This window comes from Sphingopyxis sp. SE2 (assembly GCF_032227185.1).
Lineage (GTDB): Bacteria > Pseudomonadota > Alphaproteobacteria > Sphingomonadales > Sphingomonadaceae > Sphingopyxis.
In genome coordinates this window covers 1,507,189-1,526,323 of sequence record NZ_JAPMXW010000001.1, presented here as the reverse complement: position 1 = coordinate 1,526,323, position 19,135 = coordinate 1,507,189, and the positions used below count along the sequence as shown (strand labels likewise).

Annotated in this window: 19 protein-coding genes; 7 read left to right on the top strand and 12 right to left on the bottom strand. The window is 65.4% G+C overall.

The window, feature by feature from the left end; genetic code table 11:
* Positions 1-330 (bottom strand): hypothetical protein, encoded by a 330-nt coding sequence (locus tag OVY29_RS07245; protein WP_162473310.1) that lies wholly within the window; start codon positions 328-330, stop codon positions 1-3.
* Here OVY29_RS07245 and OVY29_RS07240 point away from each other — a divergent pair.
* The 6 genes from OVY29_RS07240 (at position 317) to OVY29_RS07215 (ending at position 5,097) form a co-directional block, all read left to right on the top strand.
* Entirely contained in the window at positions 317-613 is a 297-nt protein-coding gene (locus OVY29_RS07240; protein WP_235211621.1) for an FtsB family cell division protein, read from the top strand. The two genes, OVY29_RS07245 and OVY29_RS07240, sit on opposite strands and share 14 nt — an antisense overlap.
* Positions 614-870: 257 nt before the next feature.
* Positions 871-1,941, top strand: coding sequence for a pyruvate dehydrogenase (acetyl-transferring) E1 component subunit alpha (pdhA, locus tag OVY29_RS07235; protein WP_037557928.1), 1,071 nt, complete (start codon positions 871-873; stop codon positions 1,939-1,941).
* 1 nt (position 1,942) lies between these two features.
* The gene (locus OVY29_RS07230; protein ID WP_037557930.1) at positions 1,943-3,319 is read left to right on the top strand and encodes a pyruvate dehydrogenase complex E1 component subunit beta; all 1,377 of its coding nucleotides are present in this window, start codon (positions 1,943-1,945) and stop codon (positions 3,317-3,319) included.
* A gap of 28 nt (positions 3,320-3,347) precedes the next feature.
* Positions 3,348-3,947 carry a hypothetical protein gene (locus OVY29_RS07225; protein ID WP_235211622.1) on the top strand — a complete coding sequence of 200 codons (600 nt, stop codon included), beginning with the start codon at positions 3,348-3,350 and terminating at the stop codon, positions 3,945-3,947.
* An 83-nt stretch (positions 3,948-4,030) separates the two neighbouring features.
* Positions 4,031-4,750 carry a serine O-acetyltransferase gene (gene cysE, locus OVY29_RS07220; protein ID WP_037557934.1) on the top strand — a complete coding sequence of 240 codons (720 nt, stop codon included), beginning with the start codon at positions 4,031-4,033 and terminating at the stop codon, positions 4,748-4,750.
* Positions 4,750-5,097, top strand: a complete 348-nt coding sequence (locus OVY29_RS07215) for a DUF2794 domain-containing protein (RefSeq protein ID WP_037557936.1) — start codon at positions 4,750-4,752, stop codon at positions 5,095-5,097. The genes cysE and OVY29_RS07215 overlap by 1 nt, the downstream gene beginning before the upstream one ends.
* A 230-nt stretch (positions 5,098-5,327) precedes the next feature.
* Here the strand turns inward: OVY29_RS07215 and OVY29_RS07210 are convergent, their stop codons facing one another.
* The 6 genes from OVY29_RS07210 to OVY29_RS07185 form a co-directional block, all read right to left on the bottom strand.
* Complete coding sequence (locus OVY29_RS07210; protein WP_037557938.1) at positions 5,328-6,842, bottom strand: SulP family inorganic anion transporter; 1,515 nt, start codon at positions 6,840-6,842, stop codon at positions 5,328-5,330.
* A gap of 2 nt (positions 6,843-6,844) precedes the next feature.
* Positions 6,845-7,537, bottom strand: coding sequence for a carbonic anhydrase (locus OVY29_RS07205; RefSeq protein WP_037557940.1), 693 nt, complete (start codon positions 7,535-7,537; stop codon positions 6,845-6,847).
* An 82-nt stretch (positions 7,538-7,619) separates the two neighbouring features.
* Positions 7,620-8,939 carry an ATP-binding protein gene (locus tag OVY29_RS07200; RefSeq protein ID WP_037557942.1) on the bottom strand — a complete coding sequence of 440 codons (1,320 nt, stop codon included), beginning with the start codon at positions 8,937-8,939 and terminating at the stop codon, positions 7,620-7,622.
* Positions 8,936-9,646, bottom strand: a complete 711-nt coding sequence (locus OVY29_RS07195) for a response regulator (protein WP_037557946.1) — start codon at positions 9,644-9,646, stop codon at positions 8,936-8,938. Before OVY29_RS07195 ends, OVY29_RS07200 begins: the two co-directional genes overlap by 4 nt.
* 287 nt (positions 9,647-9,933) lie before the next feature.
* On the bottom strand, positions 9,934-11,007 hold the full coding sequence (locus tag OVY29_RS07190; RefSeq protein ID WP_037557947.1) for a hypothetical protein: 1,074 nt from the start codon (positions 11,005-11,007) through the stop codon (positions 9,934-9,936).
* A 231-nt stretch (positions 11,008-11,238) separates the two neighbouring features.
* Entirely contained in the window at positions 11,239-12,141 is a 903-nt protein-coding gene (locus OVY29_RS07185; protein WP_037557950.1) for an SDR family oxidoreductase, read from the bottom strand.
* Positions 12,142-12,341: 200 nt separating this feature from the next.
* On the opposite strand from OVY29_RS07185, the gene OVY29_RS07180 reads away from it, so the two are divergent.
* Positions 12,342-13,685 (top strand): OprO/OprP family phosphate-selective porin, encoded by a 1,344-nt coding sequence (locus OVY29_RS07180; RefSeq protein WP_052182524.1) that lies wholly within the window; start codon positions 12,342-12,344, stop codon positions 13,683-13,685.
* 435 nt (positions 13,686-14,120) lie between these two features.
* Here the strand turns inward: OVY29_RS07180 and phoB are convergent, their stop codons facing one another.
* Genes phoB through pstC form a run of 5 tightly spaced genes read right to left on the bottom strand, consistent with a single transcriptional unit; the run spans position 14,121 to position 18,992 of the window.
* Positions 14,121-14,819: a phosphate regulon transcriptional regulator PhoB gene (phoB, locus tag OVY29_RS07175; protein ID WP_037557317.1), complete on the bottom strand. Its 699-nt coding sequence runs from the start codon at positions 14,817-14,819 to the stop codon at positions 14,121-14,123.
* On the bottom strand, positions 14,819-15,541 hold the full coding sequence (phoU, locus tag OVY29_RS07170; protein WP_037557316.1) for a phosphate signaling complex protein PhoU: 723 nt from the start codon (positions 15,539-15,541) through the stop codon (positions 14,819-14,821). The genes phoB and phoU overlap by 1 nt, the downstream gene beginning before the upstream one ends.
* Positions 15,542-15,566: 25 nt before the next feature.
* Complete coding sequence (gene pstB / locus OVY29_RS07165; RefSeq protein ID WP_037557320.1) at positions 15,567-16,349, bottom strand: phosphate ABC transporter ATP-binding protein PstB; 783 nt, start codon at positions 16,347-16,349, stop codon at positions 15,567-15,569.
* Positions 16,350-16,366: 17 nt separating this feature from the next.
* Positions 16,367-17,623 carry a phosphate ABC transporter permease PstA gene (pstA, locus tag OVY29_RS07160; protein ID WP_037557315.1) on the bottom strand — a complete coding sequence of 419 codons (1,257 nt, stop codon included), beginning with the start codon at positions 17,621-17,623 and terminating at the stop codon, positions 16,367-16,369.
* Complete coding sequence (gene pstC, locus OVY29_RS07155; protein WP_037557314.1) at positions 17,616-18,992, bottom strand: phosphate ABC transporter permease subunit PstC; 1,377 nt, start codon at positions 18,990-18,992, stop codon at positions 17,616-17,618. Before pstC ends, pstA begins: the two co-directional genes overlap by 8 nt.
* Positions 18,993-19,135 lie beyond the last annotated feature (143 nt).

Below are 19,135 nucleotides of genomic sequence, written 5' to 3'. Positions count from 1 at the left end.
TCATCCAAGGTATTCGACATGCGGTCCTTTTATATTTTGCTCGAGGATCACTCCTCGGGCCAGTCCGAGCGCATTGATTTCCAGGCGGAAAGCCCCGATTTCGCGCTGCAGATCGCGCAGGGGCAAGCGGCCGGTCGTAGCCTCGAGCTGTGGGAGGGCGCGATGCGGCTTGGCACCTTCTGCAAATCGGCCCCCCACCTTTGGCGGCTGTCCTGATGCGATGAACGGTTGAAAACCGGCGCCTGGCGCCTTGACGCCACGAATCAACTCTGATTCAAGGGCCGGAATGACGCAGCGCCACAAATTCCGCAAATCGATGAGCCGGGCCACCGGTCCGGCCATTGCGGTGATGGTCGTGCTGGCGATGGTCGGCTACATCATCTTCGGTCCGACGGGGCTTTATGCCTGGGGCGAATATGGCCAGTCGGTCGAAAAGAAGCGCGTCATCTTAAGCGAGCTCACCAGGAAACAGAATGAGCTCCAGAACCGCGTCAACCTGCTCGACCGGCGGCGCGTCGACCCCGATCTCGCCGAAGAATATGTGCGCGAGAAACTGGGCGCCTATCACCCCGACGAGGTGATCATTCCGATGGAGCCCGACGCGAAGCGCTGAGCGAACCAAGCCCTAACCTTTAGGGGAGGGCAGCGAGACTTGGGAGCTTGCTCCCTAGTCGCAGCGGTGAATCCATCGCCTGGCGCGATCTCGACAGACCCCACTCCAACCCCTCCCCTGAAGGGAGGGGCCAGATTGCGGCCTTTTCCTGCATACGTAACTTGGCTTTGTCCCCTGCCATGGTGGGCGTTGCCAAGTGCGGCGCGGCTCTCCTATAGGGACCCTTGCCGTAACGGCTAAATGCAAAGGAACCCGTCTTGGCCAAAGCTCCCGCGCGCAAGTCTGCCGCGCCAACAAAGACTGCATCCACCCCAGCCCCCGCGACCAATCGCGAGATGCCGCGCGATCCCGTCCCCTATGACGCGTCGCCCGAGGAGCTCGAGAAATTCTACCGCGAAATGCTGCTCATCCGCCGTTTCGAGGAAAAGGCGGGGCAGCTTTACGGTCTCGGCCTGATCGGTGGTTTCTGCCATCTCTATATCGGCCAGGAAGCCGTGGCGGTCGGCCTGCAGTCGGCGCTCGACGGCGACAAGGACAGCGTCATCACCGGCTACCGCGACCATGGCCACATGCTCGCCTACGGCATCGATCCCAAGGTTATCATGGCCGAACTGACGGGACGCCAGGCGGGCATTTCGAAGGGCAAGGGCGGCTCGATGCACATGTTCAGCGTCGAGCATAAATTCTACGGCGGCCACGGTATCGTCGGCGCGCAGGTGTCGCTCGGGACCGGGCTTGCCTTCGCGCACAAATATCGCGGCGACGGCGGCGTGGCGATGGCCTATTTCGGCGACGGCGCCGCGAACCAGGGGCAGGTCTACGAAAGCTTCAACATGGCCGAGCTGTGGAAGCTGCCGATCATCTTCGTGATCGAGAACAACCAGTACGCCATGGGCACATCGGTCAACCGCGCGTCGGCCGAGGATCAGCTGTATCGCCGCGGCGAAAGCTTCCGCATCCCGGGCATGCAGGTCGACGGCATGGACGTGCTCGCGGTGCGCGGCGCGGCCGAGGCGGCGCTCGAATGGGTGCGCGCGGGCAAGGGTCCGGTGCTGATGGAGCTCAAAACCTATCGCTATCGCGGCCACTCGATGTCCGACCCCGCCAAATATCGCAGCCGCGAGGAAGTGCAGGCGGTGCGCGACAAGAGCGACGCGATCGAGCATTTGAAGAAATTGATGACCGACGCCGGCGTCAGCGAGGACAAGATCAAGGATATCGACAAGGAGATCCGCCAAGTCGTCGCGGAATCGGCCGACTTTGCCGAAAGCGCGCCCGAACCCGAATTGTCCGAACTTTATACCGACGTGCTGGTGGAGCAATATTGAGATGGCCATCGAATTGAAGATGCCGGCGCTGTCGCCGACGATGGAAGAGGGCACGCTCGCCAAGTGGCTCGTCAAGGAAGGCGACACGGTGAAGTCGGGCGACATCCTCGCCGAGATCGAGACCGACAAGGCGACGATGGAATTTGAAGCCATTGATGAGGGCACGATCGGCCAGATATTGGTCGCCGAAGGCACCGACAATGTGAAGGTCGGCACGGTGATCGCGACGATCGCGGGTGAGGGCGAGGATGCGGCGGCGCCTGCCGCGGCACCCGCTCCGGCGGAAGAGCCCAAGGCCGAAGCGCCGGCTCCTGCTCCGACCCCCGCTCCCGCTGCCGAGAAACCCGCCGCGACCGAACGCGCCTCGGACCCCGCGATTCCCGAAGGCACCGCGATGGTCAAACTCACCGTCCGCGAAGCGCTGCGCGACGCGATGGCCGAGGAAATGCGCAAGGACGACCGCGTCTTCGTGATGGGGGAGGAAGTCGCCGAATATCAGGGCGCGTACAAGGTCACGCAGGGCCTGCTGCAGGAATTCGGCGCGCAACGCGTCGTCGACACCCCGATCACCGAATATGGTTTCGCCGGTCTCGGCGCGGGCGCGGCGATGGGCGGCCTCAAGCCGATCATCGAATTCATGACCTTCAACTTCGCGATGCAGGCGATCGACCACATCATCAACTCGGCGGCGAAGACCAACTATATGTCGGGCGGCCAGATGCGCTGTCCGATCGTCTTCCGCGGGCCCAACGGCGCCGCGGCGCGCGTCGGCGCGCAGCACAGCCAGAATTACGGCCCATGGTACGCCAGCGTCCCTGGCCTGATCGTGATCGCGCCCTATGACGCCGCCGATGCCAAAGGGCTGATGAAGGCCGCGATCCGCACCGAGGATCCGGTCGTGTTCCTCGAAAACGAGCTGCTCTATGGCCGCAGCTTCGAGGTTCCCGACGTCGAGGACTTCGTGCTGCCTATCGGCAAGGCGCGGATCATGCGCCAGGGCGGCGACGTCACCATCGTCAGCTATTCGATCGGCGTCGGGCTCGCGCTCGAAGCCGCCGACCAGCTGGCGGGCGAGGGGATCGACGCCGAGGTCATCGATCTCCGCACGCTCCGCCCGCTCGACACCGCGACGGTGCTCGCCAGCCTCAAGAAGACGAACCATCTCGTCGTCGTCGAGGAAGGCTGGCCGGTCTGCTCGATCGCCAGCGAACTCGCCATGGTCGCGATGGAGCATGGCTTCGACGACCTCGACGCGCCCGTCATGCGCGTGTGCAACGAGGATGTGCCGCTGCCCTATGCGAACAATCTCGAAAAGGCCGCGCTCGTCGATACGCCGCGCGTCGTGAAGGCGGTAAAGGCGGTCCTCAATCGCGCCTGACGACCCGGAGACGGCGTTCTACCCCGACATGCGCGATCCGCGCGTCATGGTCGCGGTGCCCCGCGAGCGGCGCCCCGCCATGGCGGCGCTATGGGGGCTCGCCGCGCGGCTGACCAAGCTGCTGCTCGACGCGCGCGAGCCGCTGATCGGGCAGATCAAGCTCGCCTGGTGGCGCGACATGGCGGCGATGATCGCGAACGACCCCGCGGCGCTGCCCAAGGGCGAACCCTTGCTTGCCGAGCTTCAGGCGAGCTGGTCGGGGCAGGGCGGCCTCGACGCCTTGGTCGATGCGGCGGAGGCGATGTTGCTCGCCGAAAGCGATGCCGATCGGTTCGCGGCGTCCGAAAGCTTCGGCGCCCATCTCTTCGCGCTGTCCGGCGGCACCGAGGTCGGCGGCAAACGCTGGGGCCTTGTTTGGGGCGCGGGCGTCGTCGAAGCCGAACCCGAAGCAAGGGCGCGGTTGGCCGATGCCAGAAATTCCGCAACGCCGGCACGCCGCGATTTCTCCGGAAGTCGCGCGCTGCTGATGCTCGATCGCTGGGCCGGTCTGATCGCGAGCCACGGAGGCGAGCGCCGGTTGCGTTCCGAAGGCCTGCTCCTGCTTCGCATCGGCCTTTTCGGCCGCTGACGAGGAAAAACGCACCGGGGCTGGAAATGGCGCTTCCCAGCCTCTATCTTGGTGGGAACAAATAGGGTCGCAGGGGACATTGTATGTTCAACGGGCTGGTCGCCTATCTCGATTCGATCAAGGCACGCGATCCCGCACCGCGGTCGCGCTGGGAAATATTGCTATATCCGGGGCTGCTCGCGGTCGGCATGCACCGCGTCGCGCACTGGCTGTTCGAGGCGCGGCTGTTCTTCCTCGCGCGTTTCATCAATCATCTGTCGCGTTTCCTGACCGCGATCGACATCCATCCGGGTGCGACGATCGGCCGGCATCTGTTCATCGATCACGGCTTCGGCGTCGTGATCGGCGAGACCGCCGAGATCGGCGACAATGTCTCCATCTATCAGGGCGTGACGCTCGGCGGTACCGACCCCGCGAACGGCATCGGCGGCAAGCGCCACCCGACGCTGTCCGACGATGTCATTGTCGGTTCGGGCGCCCAGATCCTCGGCCCCGTCACCGTCAACGCGCGCGCGCGCGTCGGCGCCAACGCGGTGGTGACGAAGGATGTGCCCGAGGGTGCGGTGATGGTCGGCATCCCGGCGCGCTCGACCCTGCTCGACGCGACCGAATATGCGCGCGAATTCGTGCCCTATGGCACGCCGTGCAGCGAAACCTTCGACCCCGCGACGCAAAAGGTCGAACTGCTGCAATGCCAGCTCGAGCAGATGCAGAAGCAGCTCGCAGCGCTGCTCGAAGAACGCGAGCTTGCCGCCGTGGATGACGAAGCGCCGCGGCGCAAAGGGAGCCGGACCCGCGCCTGATGGGGACGGTGACGCCCCTGCCGTTCGCAACTAGAACGGCACCGCTGCAGACCGGCTTCGAGCGCCCAGAACTGATGCGCATTCTTGACCTCTATGGCCGCATGGTCGCGGCGGGGCATTGGCGCGACTATGCGATGGATTTCCACCGCGACGCCGCGATCTTCTCGGCTTTTCGCCGCGCTGCCGAGCGGCCCGAATATCGCATCGAAAAACGCCCCGCCTTGCGGAGCCGGCAGGGCATGTGGGCCCTTGTCTCCGAAGCCGGGGCGATTTTGAAGCGCGGGGACGAGCTGTCGAATGTGCTTGCTCCGGTCGAACGCAAGCTGATGAAGCTGGTCGGCGACTAGGTCAGACCAATCTTTACCTCGTCATCCCGGCGAAGGCCGGGATCTCGCCGGTGCGTCAGGCCGAGACGCTGAGATCCCGGCTTTCGCCGGATGACGATTCAATCAGGAATTCAATCAGGAATGCTGCTGTCGCAGCGTCCACCTCCAAAACGGCGAGTGTGGATCAGGCCTCTCTCTGGTCGCCTGACCCACACCCGTTCCTCCGCCCTTCGGGGGGAGCTCTCGATCAGTCAGGCGGTCGCCAGACGCCGCAGCCTTTTGTCGTCGCCGAGCAGCACCGTCGGGCTGCCATGCGCCTTGCGGCGTGCGACCCAGTCGCGCAGCAATTCGGCACAGCTATGGTCGATCCCCGAAAGCTGTCCGCAGTCGATCGTGACGGCCTTGTCGCGCGGGATCGAACCCAGCGTGTCTTCCAGCTTGGGAAGCTGGACGAAGGTCGCCGCGCCCGACAGGCTGACGCGCGTCCCTTCCGCATTGTCCGAATGATCCACCTTGAGCCGCAGGCGGCGCACATGGGGGATGAGTTCGACGAGCGAGAAGAGGATGCCGACGATCACGCCGGTCAGCAGGTCGACCGCGACCACGAGCACGAGGGTGGTCGCCCAGATGAGTACCGGCAGCACGCCGTGGTGCTTGAGCAGCTCGCGCGCATGGTCGAGCTTGACCAGCCGCCAGCCGGTCACGACGAGCACCGCGCCGAGCGTCGCCATCGGCATGGCGCGCATCACCGACGGCAGCAGCGCGACGAACGCGAGGATCCAGACGCCGTGCAGGATCGTCGAACGGCGCGACACGGCACCGGCCTGGACGTTCGCCGAGCTGCGGACGATGACGCCCGTCATCGGCAGCGCGCCCGCGCCGCCGCACAGCATGTTGCCGACGCCCTGCGCGCGCAGCTCCTTGTTGAAATCGCTGCGCGGACCGTCGTGCATCTTGTCGACCGCCGCCGCCGACAGCAACGTCTCGGCGCTGGCGATGAACGCGACCGCGATCGCGGCGGCGATGATTTCGGGCGTCAGCCAGCTTGCGAAAGCCGTCGGCGGGGTGATCGCGGCGAGGATAGAATCGGGCACCTCGACACGCGCGACATTCATGCCCAGCACGAGCGAAACCACCGTACCCGCGACGACGCCCAGCAGCGCGCCGGGGACGAGGCGCATCGACGCCGGGCGCCACTTTTCCCACGCGACCATGACGCCGATCGTGATGCCGGCGATCAAAAGCGCGAGTTCGGCGCCGCCGGGGCTGCTCGCGTTGAGGCCGAGCAGGCGGCCCGGCATCGCGGCGATATTTTCAAGCCCGCTCGCGAGCGGCTTGGCATCGAACAGCACGTGGAACTGGCCGATGACGATCAGCACGCCGATGCCCGCGAGCATGCCGTGGACGACCGCCGGCGAAATCGCGCGGAACCAGCCGCCGAGTTTCATCACGCCGGCGATCAGCTGGACCGCGCCCGCGATGAGCAGGATGGGGCCGAGCGCCTCCATGCCCTGCGTGCGGACCAGTTCGAACACGATCACCGCGAGGCCGGCGGCGGGGCCGCTGACCTGGAGGGGAGAACCGGCGATCGCGCCGACGACGATCCCGCCGATAATGCCTGTTATCAGGCCTTTTTCCGGCGGAAGTCCCGATGCGACGGCGATGCCCATGCACAGCGGCATCGCGACGAGAAACACGACGATCGACGCCGCGAAATCGCGCGAAAAGCCACTGGCCGAGCTGGCGGGGAGAGCCTGGCTTGCCATGATCAGGCGGCCTCTGCCTGACCGGCGTGCATCGCGAGCCGCTGCCCGGCGGCGAGCGCGACGGGCAGGGGGTCTTCGGCACGGATCGGGATGAAGCGCCCGGTGGCGCCGTCGAGGCCCATCACGACGCCCAGATGAATGTCGACGAACCAGCCGTGCAGCGAAATCTCGCCGCGCGCGATACCCGCGGCGACCGAGGGGTGGGTGCGCAGATGCGCAAGCTGGACGACGATATTTTCGAGGCTGGCGGCGCGGACCAGACCGGCGTCGTCAAGGTCGGAATAGCCGGTTCGCACGACATGCTCGGCGGCGTGGCTGTGGCGCAGCCAGGCGGCGACATTGGGCATGCCTTCCATCATGTGCGGATTCATCAGCGCCTTCATCGCGCCGCAGTCCGAATGGCCGCACACGATGATGTCGCGCACGCCCAGTGCGGCGACGGCATATTCGACCGTCGACGACACGCCGCCATTCTGCGTCGCAAAGGGCGGGACGATGTTGCCGGCGTTGCGGCAGACGAACATGTCGCCGGGTTCGGCCTGCATGATATGTTCGGGTACGATGCGGCTGTCGGCGCAGGAGATCATCAGCGCCTTGGGGCTCTGGCCGTCGGCGACGAGCTTGGCGAACAGGTCGTTGCGGCTGGGGAAGACGCGCTTTTCGAAATCGAACACGCGCCCGATCAGATCGTTCATGAAACCACTCCTTGCTGGTTGGTTTCACGCACATGGCGATCGAATTTTGCTGCGGTGCAGCGCCTGTGTAACGAAATGTTTCTCAGGCGGCAGGAAGGTGCAGGCGTGCGGCGAGACCGCCAAGATGGCTCTGCCCGAGCTCGAGCGAGCCGCCGTGCATCCGCGCGATCCGCTCGACGATCGACAGGCCGAGCCCGAAACCGCCGGTGTCGCGCGCGCGGGCGCTGTCGAGCCGCGCAAAGGGCTGGACGGCCTGTTCGCGCAGATGTTCGGGAATGCCGGGGCCGTCGTCGGCCACCTCGATTTCGATCCGCCGGTCGCCGCTGCGCAGCCGCACCTCGATCTCGTTCCCGAAGCGCAGCGCATTGCCGACGAGGTTGAGCAGCGCGCGTTTGATCGCGATGCCATGCACGGACAGCACCAAATGATCGGGCCCGGCATAAAGGACGCGATGCCCGCGGTCGCTCGCCTCGTCGGCCGCGGTCGCACACATCACCGCGATGTCGGTCGGCGCCACGGGCTCGGTCGGATCGTCGATGTCGCCCGAAAGATAAGCGAGCAGCGAGTCGATCATGCGCTCCATCTCGCCGATATCCTGCTCCATCGCCGACGCGACCGACGGATCCGCGACGCTGTCGGCACGCAGCCTCAGCCGCGCGAGTGGCGTGCGGAAATCATGTCCCACCGCCGCGAGCGCCTGCGTGCGGTCGGCGATCATCGCCGTGATGCGGTGCTGCATGTCGTTGAAGGCGTCGATGACCTTCCGGACCTCCGCGGGGCCGCGCAACGGGACATCGACGAAATCATGCTTGCCGAGCGTCTCGGCGGCGCGCGTCAGGTCGCGCATCGGGCGGAGCGTATGGCGGATGAGCAGGCTGGCGAGCAGCACGAGCGCGATCGCGGGAACCAGCGTCTGCAAGGTCCGGAACAGCGTCAGGTCGAGTTTGCGGACATGGTCGCGCGCGCTGAAGCTGACCCAGCTCCCGTCGTTGAGGCGGATCGCGCCCGAAATCGTGCTGTGCAGCCCCGGCGACTGGAGATAGAGGCGCAGGTCGCGTTTCTGTATCTCGGGCTCCCAGTCGAGGATCTGGCGCGTGATCTGGTTGAGCTTGGGCGAGACCGGCGGCGGATTGACCAGCCGTTCCTGCCACACCAGATGATAACGCGTCGTCGTCAGTTCGGACGCCACCGTGTCGCGCTGCGACCGCGGCGCTTCCTCGATCAGCTTGCCCGAGAGGACGAGATGTTCGGCAAGGCGCCGCGCCTTGTCGCCGTTGATCGAAAACTGGCTCGCGCGCTCATAGAGGAACATGCTCGCGGCGCTTTCGAGCAGGACCGCGGCGAACAGGATCGCGACGATCTGTCCGAACAGGCCGAAGCCGCGCTTTTCGAACAGGCTCAAAGCCGCTCCACCGGCACGTTCAGCATATAGCCGATGCCGCGAACGGTGACGATCGGTGCCGGCTTGCCGGGGCTCGACAATTTGCGGCGCAGGCGGCTGATGAGGACGTCGATGCTGCGGTCCGAACTGTCGCCAAGCCGCGTGCGCGACAATTCGATCAGCCGCTCGCGCGCGATGACGCGCTGGGCATTGTCGCACAGGCTGACGAGCAGGTCGAATTCGGCGCCGGTCAGCTCGACCGCGGCGCCATCGGGCGAGGTGAGCTGGCGCCGGGGCAGGTCGGCGGTCCAATCGTCGAAGCGGATCAGGCCGCGCTCGCGGTCCGCCTGCGGCCGCTCGATCGCGTGGCGCCGCAGCACGGCGCGCACGCGCGCGACGAGTTCGCGAACCCCGAACGGTTTCGGAAGATAATCGTCGGCACCCAGTTCGAGCCCGACGATCCGGTCGGTCTCGGTCCCTTTCGCCGACAGGAAGATGATCGGGATGTCGCTCGTCCGCCGGACTTCGCGGCAGATGTCGATCCCCGACGTGCCGGGCAGCATGATGTCGAGCAGCAAGAGGTCGGCGGGCGCCGCCCGGAGCGCGTCCCACATCTGCGGCGCGGTCCCGGCGGTGCGGACGATATAACCATGTTCCTGCAGCGCGCGCGCGGTCAGGGTTCGGATCGGAGGGTCGTCCTCCACCATCAAGATGTTCGGCGGTGTCATCGCTTCACCTGGGAGAGTGGCACATTCCTTGGCCCGGACCCGCCCGTCCGCGCCCTGTTACTGGGGTGCAGGAACGCCTTGCCGTTGCGGCTCAGGCGAAAGCACGGTCCACAGGATGCTCGGCCCTGCGGATCCGCGCTTCTCTTACCGTGCCTCGCCGTGCAGGCAAGGGGGCGAATCATCTCCGGGTGCCCGGTCGCCGGATGGCGGCGACGAAAAAGGGGCCCCGACCCTTCCGTCGGAGCCCCCGAAAACCGGCTTGGCCCGGCTTGTTTTTCCGCGATTTCCTATCCGTGCGCCGCGACGCCGGCGGTCCGGACGGTCGCGGGCAGCTGGTTCGCCAGATCGTCGGGCAGCAGGCCGACAACGACCGCGCGGGCATTCTGCCAGAAGGCCGAAAGCAGCAGCAGCGCCGAGCCGATGACGAAAGCGGTCAGCGCGACATTGAGCTCGACCGCGCCAAAGGTGCGGAACAGCTGGGTCATCGCGAAGAGCACATAGGCGAGCGCCGAGACGAGCAGCGCGCGGCGGTCGATCGCGAGCGCAATCAGCCCGAAGAGGATATAGACGCCGATCACCAGCACCGCGGCGATGCTCGTGATATTCTCGCCTTCGGTGACGCCGAGCAGGAAGAAGATCGGATGCGCGATCATCGGCGCGGCGAGCAGGTGGAGCCAGAAGGCGACATCGCTGCGGCGCGTCTGGCGTGCACGGTCGCTGCGATCCCACCACATGGCAAGCGTGAAGACGCCGAGCCCGGCGATGAGCACGAGCGACATCACCAGCGCGTCGGGTTCTTCGGGCATGCCGGTGATCGACAGGATCAGCGCCACCGCCATCGCCGCGAGCGCGGCCGTGCCCGCCGCGACGGTGATCGGCACCATGAAGCGCCGCCAGTGGAACCAGGTCGCGGCTGCGGTGACCAACGCGATGCCGCCCATCAGCAGTCCCCCGACCGTATCGCCGGGGTCCTGACCGAATATCGCTTCGCCATGTTCGACCAGAAAACCGATCATCGTCGCCGCGACGCCGCCCGCGAAGGCAAGCATCAGCACGATGCTGGGCAGCGCCATGCGGCGTTTGCGGGTGAAATATTCAGCGAGGAACCAGGCCGAGCCCGCGACGAAGGCGCCCGCGAGCGCGCTATGGATCGATTCGCCGATCCAGCCCACCGCGACGAGCAGGATGACCGCCGCGATGCTGACGAAAATATCGTTGAAGCCGGTGATGAGGCGGAATGATTCCTCATCCGCTCCGGGGGCAGCGCGAACCGATGCGATATGCGACCGGAATGCCGTGGCGGCCTCCGGCGTCAGAACCTTTGCATCGACCGCGGCTTGCAGGTCGCTTTCACTATACATCGGGGTCGTCCTTCTGTCCGATCCCCTTGCCCCGCCGCCCTTATCGCACTGGCGTGTTGCTGTGTCAATACAGTGAAGCGGATTAATCCTCCCTGTGGCCGAAGGCCATGGGGAGGGGGACCGCGCCCGAAGGGCGTGGTGGAGGAGCCGCGACGGTAGCGTCATCGCCCCTCCGTCAGCGCTTCGCGCTGTCACCTCCCCATCGCTCCGCGACAGGGAGGATCGTTAGGTTCAGCCCAGCGCCATCAACGCCTTCATGACATTCATCGACTGTTCGCTGCCCGATTGCGGGACGGTTTCGCCGCTGCGGTCGATGATCTTCTCCCACGCCGCCGCGACGCCCTCGGGGGTGCGTTCGCCTTCGGGTAGCGCGACGCCGGGGGTCATCGTGACATAGGCGGCATGGAACGCGCCCGCGCCCGCGCCGACGATCATGTTGGTCGGGGCATCCTCGCTGACCAGATAGAGCGCGGCGGGGACGACATTCTCGGGCGTGAACTTCTCGAACAGCTCGGCCGGGAAGATGTCCTCGGTCATCCGCGTCCCCGCGACCGGCGCGATCGTGTTGCAGCGGATATTATATTTCGCGCCTTCGAGGTGGAGCGTCTTGGTCAGCCCTGCGAGGCCCAACTTCGCCGCGCCGTAATTCGCCTGCCCGAAATTGCCGTAGAGGCCGGTCGACGAGGCGGTCATGAGGATGCGGCCATAGGCCTGCTCGCGCATCAGCTCCCAGCACGCCTTGGTGACATTGGCGCTGCCCGACACATGAACTTTCAGCACCAGGTCGAAATCGGCGGGCTCCATCTTGGCAAAGCTCTTGTCGCGCAGGATGCCGGCATTGTTGATCAGGACGTGGACGCCGCCCCATTCTTGCCTAGCCTTGGCGACCATTTCGACCATCTGCTCATATTCGGTGACGCTGCCGCCGTTGGACATGGCGGTGCCGCCCGCGGCGCGAATTTCCTCGACCACCTGCAATGCCGCGTCCGAATGGCCGGTGCCGTCGCGCGATCCGCCGAGATCGTTGACCACGACCTTGGCGCCGCGCCGCGCGAGTTCGAGCGCATAGGCGCGGCCGAGGCCGCCGCCGGCGCCGGTGACAATGGCAACGCGGCCGTCAAATTTGATCGTCATGATGGTCTCCCGGAAAGGCTGAAAAGTTGTCAATGAAAACGCGACCGTCCTTAACCGTTCATCGCGGGCAGGCAAGGGGGATGCGCGCCGCCGAAAAACATCAATTGTCGCTGAATTGTCATGTCAGTGACGCCGGATTGTCATATACCAGCAATAATAGCGCCATCGGACAGTCACCTTTTCGCAATGGAGCTTCGTTCATGCGCCACGCCCTGGTCGCCGCCCTTTTGGCGACGTCGATGTTCAGCCTGCCGGCGACGGCGCATGCACAGGCGATGAGCGCCGAGGAGGCGGCCGCGTTGCGCGCCGAACTCGCGGCGCTTCGGACCAAGGTCGAAACCTTGGAAGCGCGCCTCGATCAGGCGTCGCCGCCGCCCGTCGCGACGCCGGCTCCCGCTCCGGCGCCCGCCCCCGAGGCCTCGGCGACGCAAATCAAATGGAAGGGCGCGCCCGAGATCAAGACCGCCGACGGCTGGAGCTTCAAGCCGCGCGGCCGGGTTCAGGTCGATGCCGCCTATGTCGGCGCACCCGGCGCGATCACCGATCCCGCGCTCGGCTTTTCGAACGAATTGCGCCGCATCCGCATGGGTTTCGGCGGAACGATCCCCGGCGGCTTCGGATATAAGGTCGAGGCCGATTTCGCCGAAAGCGACGTCGTATTGCTCGACGCGTTCATGACCTACGATGACGGACCCCTGAAGCTCACCGTCGGCCAGCACAATAGCTTCCAGGGGCTGGAAGAATTGTCGAGCAGCAACGATACCAGCTTCATCGAGCGTTCGGCCTTTACCGACGCCTTCAACTTCATCCGCCGCGCGGGCGTTTCGGCCGAATATTCGACCGGCGCACTGCTGTTGCAGGGCGGCGTCTTCACCGACAACTTCACCGCGCTCGACAGCGGCAACGACGGCTACAGCTTCGACGGCCGCGTCGTTTACGCGCCCAAGGCGGGCAAGACCCAGCTCCACTTCGGCGGCTCGGCGCACTGGCGCAAGCTCGGCGATACCGTGCCGACGGTGCGCTATCGCCAGCGCCCGCTCGTCCATAGCGCCGACATTCGCTTCGTTGCGACCCCGAATATGGAGGCCGATGCGGAGACCGGCTTCGGCGCCGAGACCGCCTTCATCCGCGGGCGCCTGCACGGCGCGGCGGAGGCCTTCTGGCAGTCAGTCGATCGTCCGGGCCTCGCCGATCCGCATTTCTTCGGCGGCTCGGTCGAGGCCGGGCTGTTCCTGACCGACGACACGCGCGCCTACAAAGGCGGCATCTTCAAGGAGGTCCATGTCAAGAACCCCGTGAGCGACGGCGGGATCGGCGCCTGGCAGATCAACCTGCGCTACGATCACCTCGACCTCAACGACGCGGGCATCGTCGGCGGCAAGCAGGACGGCTATATGGCGTCGCTGATCTGGACGCCAATCGATTATGTGCGCTTCATGATCAATTATGCGCGGCTGCAATATCACGACGCGGTCATCCCCGCCGGCGGCGACCGCGACTATGGCGTCGACAGTGTCGGCGCGCGCGCGCAGATTGTTTTCTGACGAACGTCCGCATTGGGGTGGAGGGCGGACGAAACAAAAAGCTAGCGAGATAGTAGCCTATTCCAAGCGATCCGCACGGCGTCGCTTAAAACCCGCACCAGAAACAGCGGCCAAACAAGTGCGCTCAATCCCCATATCGCCATAAATCCGTAAGTGACGACGGGATAAATCGACAGCTCAGCACTCGCAGTGAGCATGGCGACGCAACACGCGCCAAAAACAACCGCGGAAGCAAAAAAGAGTAGCAGGTCTCGTCTCGTGGTCATCGACGAGGGTTTACCACCTCGCAGCCTATGTCCGCAATCGGTCGTTATCCGACCTTCGTCATCCCGGACTTGATCCGGGATCCATCGCGGCCTTGAGTCACGGGCCTCGGATCAAGTGCGGGGTGACGATGATGGCATGACCGCAACCGGCGGAACCGCCGCGCGACCTCTACACGCTCTTGCCGGAATCGAGTGCATAACCCGCCGATCGAACCGTGCGGATGATATCCGCGGTACCCGGCAGGTTGATCGCCTTGCGCAGCCGCCGGATATGCACGTCGACCGTGCGCAGTTCGATGTCGCTGTCCTGACCCCAGACGCTGTCGAGCAATTGCCCGCGCGAAAAGACGCGGCCCGGATGCTCCATGAAATGGCGCAGCAGGCGGAACTCGGTCGGCCCCATCGCGACGATCTGGCCGTTCCGCACGACCTTGTGCGCGACCGAATCGAGCTCGATGTCGGCATAACTCAGCATCTCGCCGGCGAGCGCCGGGCGCAGGCGGCGGAGCACCGCCGACACGCGCGCGACCAGTTCGCGCGGGCTGAACGGCTTGGTGACATAATCGTCGGCGCCGGTCTCCAGCCCGCGGATGCGGTCCTCTTCCTCGCCGCGCGCGGTGAGCATGATGATCGGGACGTTCGCCGATTTGGGATTGCGGCGCAGGCGCCGGCAGACCTCGATCCCCGGCAGGCTTTCGATCATCCAGTCGAGCAGGACGATGTCGGGCACGCGTTCCTCGACGAGGACGAGCGCCTGTTCGCCGTCGGGCGTCTGCCGAACCGAAAAACCCTCGCGCGCGAAATGCCAGACGATGAGTTCGGCGATCGCCTCGTCATCCTCGATCAGCAGCAGGTCGGGCTGCGGCATCAGCCTTGCTCCTTCTCCGCCGCGGCGCTTTCCTCGGGGGTCTCCCCGCGCTCGCGTTCTTCCATCCGCTCGCCGGTCACGACATAATAGACCATCTCGGCGATGTTGGTCGCATGGTCGCCCATGCGCTCGAGGTTCTTGGCGACGAACAGCAGGTGCGCGCTTTCCGAAATATATTTCGGATTCTCCATCATGAAGGTGACGAGCGTGCGGAAGATGCTGTTGTAGAAATCGTCGACATTCTTGTCGCGCACCGTAACGCGCACCGCGAGTTCGGCGTCGCGCGCGGCAAAGCTGTCGAGCGCGTCGTGGACCAGCTCGACGACGATGTTCGACATCGACATCAGCACCGGGATCGCTTCGATCGACCGCGTCTGGTCCATCAGCGCGACGCGCTTCGCGATATTCTTCGCATAATCGCCGATGCGCTCGACGACCGACACGATCTTCAGCGCCGCAATCATTTCGCGGAGGTCGTCGGCCATCGGGGCCCTGAGGGCGATGGTCTGCACCGTGAGCTGTTCGACCTCGGCCTCCAGCGCGTCGATCTTCTTGTCGTCGCGCACGACCTGCGCCGCGAGGTCGAGGTCGCCCTTGCTGAGGGCCGTCATCGCCTGGAGCAGCGCCTGTTCGGCGCGGCCGCCCATCTCGCTGATCAGCCCGCGCAGGCGGTTGAGGTCCTCGTCGAAGGCTTTGACCGTATGATCGTTCGTTAATGCCATCGTTTTCGTCCTGTTGCGCTACGGATCAACCGTAGCGGCCGGTGATATAATCCTTGGTGCGTTCCTGCCGCGGGTTGGTGAAGATGTCGGTGGTCTTGCCATATTCGACCAGCGTCCCGAGGTGGAAAAAGGCGGTGCGCTGCGACACGCGGGCCGCCTGCTGCATATTGTGGGTGACGATCACGATCGCATATTTGCCGCGCAGTTCGTGGATCAGCTCCTCGATCTTCGCGGTCGCGATCGGGTCGAGCGCCGAGCAGGGCTCGTCCATCAAAATGACTTCGGGGTCGACCGCGATCGCGCGCGCGATGCACAATCTTTGCTGTTGGCCGCCCGACAGCGCGGTGCCGCTTTCGCCGAGGCGATCCTTGACCTCGTCCCACAGGCCGGCGCGCACCAGCGCGCGTTCGACGATCACGTCGAGGTCGGCCTTCGACGGCGCGAGGCCGTGGATGCGCGGGCCGTAACCGACATTGTCATAGATCGATTTGGGAAAGGGATTCGGTTTCTGGAACACCATGCCGACGCGCGCGCGCAGCTGCACGACGTCCATCGACGGCGCATAGATATCCTCGCCGTCGAGCTCGATCTGCCCGGTGACGCGCGCGCTCGCGACCGTGTCGTTCATGCGGTTGAGCGAGCGCAGGAAGGTCGATTTGCCGCAGCCCGACGGGCCGATGAACGCGGTGACGAGGTCGGTGCCGACGTCGATCGACACATCCTTGATCGCCTGTTTCTCGCCATAGAAGACGTTGACGCCGTGCGCCTTCATCTTCGGGTCGGTAATGGTCAGGTCTTCTTGGGTCATTATCATGCCTGTCAGCTTCACCAGCGTTTTTCGAATTTGTTGCGAAGATAGATCGCAAAGGCGTTCATCGACAGCAGCACAATCAGCAGCACGATGATCGCGGCGGAGGTTTTCTCGACAAAGCCGCGGTCGACTTCGTCCGACCAGAGGAATATCTGCATCGGCAGCACGGTCGAGGGCGAGCAGATACCGCCCGGCACGTCGCCGATAAAGGCGCGCATGCCGACGAGCAGAAGCGGCGCCGTCTCGCCCAGCGCGCGCGCCATGCCGATAATCGTGCCGGTGAGGATGCCGGGGAGGGCGAGGGGCAGGACGTGGTGGAACACCACCTGCACCGGGCTGGCGCCGACACCGAGCGCGGCGTCGCGGATCGACGGCGGCACCGACTTGATCGCGTTGCGGCTGGCGATCACGATCACCGGCATCGTCATCAGCGCCAGCGTCAGTCCGCCGACGAGCGGGCTCGCCTGACACAGGCCGAACCAGTTGATGAACACCGCGAGCGCGAGCAGGCCGAAGATGATCGAGGGTACCGCGGCGAGGTTGTTGATCGACACTTCGATCAGGTCGGTCCAGCGGTTCTTCGGCGCATATTCTTCCAGATAAAGCGCCGCGAGCACGCCGGTGGGGAAGGCGATGAGGAAGGCGATGAAGATCGTCAGCACCGACCCCTTGAGCGCGCCCCAGATGCCCGCGACCGCGGGGTCGGTGGCGTCGGCGTTCTTGAAGAAGGGCCAGTGGATGCCCGTCGACAGCTTGCCGTCCTTCTCCAGCGCATCGACCCGCGCGCCAAGGTCGCCGCGCGCGCCTTCCTTCGCCATGATGTCGACTTCGGACGCGGCGGGCAGTTCGAACACGGTCTTGCCGTTCAAAAGCTCGGGATCGGCCTTGATCGCGCTGCGCACTTCCTTCCACGCATTTTCGGAAATCAGCGCCGACCCGCCGTCGCCCAGCGCCTCGTCGGCGGCAAAGGCGACGATGTCGGCCAGCCCCGCGTTCGCGATCAGTTGGTCGGCGTCGGGATCGTCGAGGCGCGCGGCGTCGATCGTCAGCGGCGTGCCCACGAAATCGACCGGCACCGCGACATGCGTATAGGTAAAGCCGCGCGCGCCGTTGCCGACCATCACGAACAGCAGGAAGGCCAGGAACGCGCCCGACAGCAGCACCGCGCCCAGCCCCATCAGCTTGAAGCGGCGCTCGGCGGCGTAGCGGCCCGCGATGCGTTTCTGCATCGCCGCGCCTTTCCAGTCGGTCGGGGCGGTGTCCCTATTCATATGCTTCCCGATATTTTTTGACGATGCGCAGCGCGACGATGTTGAGCAGCAGCGTGACGATGAACAGCACGAGCCCCAGCGCAAAGGCGGCGAGCGTCTTGGCGCTGTCGAACTCCTGGTCGCCGGTGAGCAGTTTGACGATCTGCGCGGTCACCGTCGTGACGCTGGCAAAGGGGTTGGCGGTCATGTTCGCCGAGAGGCCCGCCGCCATCACCACGATCATCGTCTCGCCGATCGCGCGGCTGACCGCGAGCAGGATGCCGCCCATCACGCCCGGCAGCGCGGCGGGGATCAGCACCTGACGGATCGTCTCGTTCGGCGTCGCGCCCAATGCCAGCGACCCGTCGCGCATCGCCTGCGGCACCGCGTTGATGCTGTCGTCGGCCATCGACGACACGAACGGGATGATCATCACCCCCATCACGATGCCCGCGGCGAGCGCGCTTTCGGTCGAGGCGTTGGGGATGCCGATCATCACCGCGAATTCGCGCAAGGCCGGCGCCACCGTCAGCGCGGCGAAATAGCCGTAGACGACGGTCGGCACGCCCGCGAGGATCTCGAGCAGCGGCTTCACCCATTTGCGCACCGCGGGCGCGGCATATTGGGTGAGGTAGACCGCGGTCATCATCCCGATGGGAATGGCGACGATCATCGCGATGATCGCGCCGATCAGCACCGTGCCCCAGAACAGCGGGATGCCGCCGAAGGTATCGGGCTGCGGCGCGCCGCTCGTCGGCGCCCAGGTCGTGCCGAACAGCAGTTCGGCGGGCGAGACGAGGCGGAAGAAGCGGATCGATTCGAACAGCAGCGACAGCACGATGCCGAACGTCGTCAGGATCGCGACGAGCGACGCGAGCAGCAGCACCGCCATCACGATCTTCTCGACGCGGCTCCGCGCCCGGAAATCGGGGTGGATGCGCGTGAAGGCATAAAGCCCGCCCGCGAGCGCCAGCGCGAGCATCGCCGCGATGCCGATCCACGCATATTTGTGGCTCGCGTCGGCATAGGGCTTCACCAGCGGCGCCGCGGCGGGCAGCCGTACGTCGGCCTGCTCGCCCTGCGCGACCGAACGGGCATCCGACAATATCGCCCCGCGCTCGAACCCGAAGGCGGGCAGGCTCTCGGCCGCCTCGCTCGTCAGCACCTGGTTGGTGATCAACGCCGGCGACACCGACGACCAGACGGCGAGGAAGATCGCCGCGGGCGCGAACAGCCACAGCGCGACATACCAGCCATGATATTGCGGCCGCGAATGGAGCTTCGCCCCCGCGCGGCCCGCGAGCAGGCTCGACCGCGCCCGGCCGGCGAGCCAGCCGATCAGCGCAAGGCCCGCGATCAAAAGCAAAAGGGCGGCGGCGTTGAAGGTCACGTTTTTCTCTTAACCTGACCCCAATTCCGTTCGCCCTGAGCTTGTCGAAGGGCCGTTCTTTTCTTCACCGCAGAGGAAGGAAGGACGGTGCTTCGACAAGCTCAGCACAAACGGGGTAGGGGAGTCCAACGTCAAAAAAGCGG

Excerpts from the sequence above, each read along its gene's own strand:
- OVY29_RS07240 (WP_235211621.1), top strand. The coding sequence starts at position 317 with ATGAGCCGGGCCACCGGTCCGGCCATTGCGGTGATGGTCGTGCTGGCG.
- OVY29_RS07230 (WP_037557930.1), top strand. The coding sequence starts at position 1,943 with ATGGCCATCGAATTGAAGATGCCGGCGCTGTCGCCGACGATGGAAGAG.
- OVY29_RS07225 (WP_235211622.1), top strand. The coding sequence starts at position 3,348 with ATGCGCGATCCGCGCGTCATGGTCGCGGTGCCCCGCGAGCGGCGCCCC.
- cysE (WP_037557934.1), top strand. The coding sequence starts at position 4,031 with ATGTTCAACGGGCTGGTCGCCTATCTCGATTCGATCAAGGCACGCGAT.
- OVY29_RS07215 (WP_037557936.1), top strand. The coding sequence starts at position 4,750 with ATGGGGACGGTGACGCCCCTGCCGTTCGCAACTAGAACGGCACCGCTG.
- OVY29_RS07210 (WP_037557938.1), bottom strand. The coding sequence starts at position 6,842 with ATGGCAAGCCAGGCTCTCCCCGCCAGCTCGGCCAGTGGCTTTTCGCGC.
- OVY29_RS07205 (WP_037557940.1), bottom strand. The coding sequence starts at position 7,537 with ATGAACGATCTGATCGGGCGCGTGTTCGATTTCGAAAAGCGCGTCTTC.
- OVY29_RS07195 (WP_037557946.1), bottom strand. The coding sequence starts at position 9,646 with ATGACACCGCCGAACATCTTGATGGTGGAGGACGACCCTCCGATCCGA.
- OVY29_RS07190 (WP_037557947.1), bottom strand. The coding sequence starts at position 11,007 with ATGTATAGTGAAAGCGACCTGCAAGCCGCGGTCGATGCAAAGGTTCTG.
- OVY29_RS07185 (WP_037557950.1), bottom strand. The coding sequence starts at position 12,141 with ATGACGATCAAATTTGACGGCCGCGTTGCCATTGTCACCGGCGCCGGC.
- OVY29_RS07180 (WP_052182524.1), top strand. The coding sequence starts at position 12,342 with ATGCGCCACGCCCTGGTCGCCGCCCTTTTGGCGACGTCGATGTTCAGC.
- phoB (WP_037557317.1), bottom strand. The coding sequence starts at position 14,819 with ATGCCGCAGCCCGACCTGCTGCTGATCGAGGATGACGAGGCGATCGCC.
- phoU (WP_037557316.1), bottom strand. The coding sequence starts at position 15,541 with ATGGCATTAACGAACGATCATACGGTCAAAGCCTTCGACGAGGACCTC.
- pstB (WP_037557320.1), bottom strand. The coding sequence starts at position 16,349 with ATGACCCAAGAAGACCTGACCATTACCGACCCGAAGATGAAGGCGCAC.
- pstA (WP_037557315.1), bottom strand. The coding sequence starts at position 17,623 with ATGAATAGGGACACCGCCCCGACCGACTGGAAAGGCGCGGCGATGCAG.